Source organism: Halanaerobium saccharolyticum (assembly GCF_004362045.1).
GTDB lineage: Bacteria > Bacillota > Halanaerobiia > Halanaerobiales > Halanaerobiaceae > Halanaerobium > Halanaerobium saccharolyticum_C.
The window spans coordinates 1-1,409 of record NZ_SNWX01000077.1 but is presented as its reverse complement, the minus strand read 5'-3'; the positions used below and the strand labels follow the sequence as shown (position 1 = coordinate 1,409).

Below are 1,409 nucleotides of genomic sequence, written 5' to 3'. Positions count from 1 at the left end.
GGGTTAGCAAAATTTTCTTTATAGTCATCAATTTTATCCTGGCGCAGCTTTTCCGGATCGTCTGCCGCTTTAATTTCTTTTCTGTAAATTACATTGGCAGCACCTTCAGGACCCATAACGGCAATTTCCGCTATTGGCCAGGCATAGACCAGATCAGCTCTGACAGAACGGCTGCCCATTGCAATATAGGCTCCACCATAGGCTTTACGCATAATTAGAGTTATTTTAGGTACTGTTGCTTCTGAGTAAGCATAAAGAACTTTTGCCCCGTGTCGAATGACCCCACCATATTCCTGTTCTGTTCCCGGCATATAACCCGGAACATCAACTAAAGAAATAATAGGGATATTAAAACTATCTAAAAAGCGAATAAATCGGGCAATTTTAGTAGAAGCATCAATATTTAAACATCCAGCCAGATGCTGTGGTTGATTTGCTATAATACCTACACTGCGTCCATTTAATCTGGCAAAACCAACTACTGCATTCTGCGCAAAATAAGGCTGCACTTCCATAAAACTGTCTTTATCTGCCAGAATATCAATTACATCTCTGACATCATAGGCTTTTTGAGGGTTTTCTTTTACAATTTCTTTCAATTCTTCTGTACTTCGACCAGCTTCCCCCTCGAACTCCAAACTTTCGGGCTCCTCTTTATAATTATCTGGTATGTAGCTTAGTAATTTTCTAATATTGTCCAGAGCAGATTCCTCGCTCTCTTCCATAAAATGGGCAACACCACTGATCTGATTGTGAGTGGCTGCACCTCCAAGTTCTTCGGCTGACACATCTTCTCCGGTTACCGATTTAATAACGCTGGGACCGGTAATAAACATTTTTGATGTCTGATCAACCATAAAAATGAAGTCTGTAATTGCTGGAGAATAAACTGCTCCACCGGCACAGGGACCCAGGATTGCTGTAATCTGAGGTACTACTCCTGAAGCTTTAGTATTGCGGTAGAAAATTTCTCCATAGCCATTAAGAGAATCAATACCTTCATTAATTCTTGCCCCCCCGGAATCATTAAGTCCAATTATTGGCGCTCCATTTTTAATCGCTAAATCCATTACCTCAGAGATCTTATTGGCATGGGCTTCACCAACTGAACCGCCCATCACAGTAAAATCCTGAGCATAAACATAAACTAAGCGATTTTCTATTGTACCATAACCAACTACTACCCCTTCTCCCGGGACTTCTTTTTCATCCATTCCTAAAGAAGTGCTGCGATTTTCTACAAACATATTTAGTTCATTAAAAGTGCCATCATCAAGTAAGTATTCTATTCTTTCTCTGGCGGTTTTTTTATCCTTTTTATGCTGTTTTTCTATTCTCGCCTGGCCGCCACCAAGTCGGATTTTATCTTTTTTATTTTCTAATGAGTTTTCCTTATCTTCTACTGACAT

General features: G+C 40.0%; 1 protein-coding gene. It reads right to left on the bottom strand.

The annotated features are described in order from the left end of the window. Window positions 1-1,409 (bottom strand): acyl-CoA carboxylase subunit beta (locus tag DFR79_RS16030; RefSeq protein WP_133516458.1); only part of this gene is annotated, 1,409 nt, incomplete at both ends.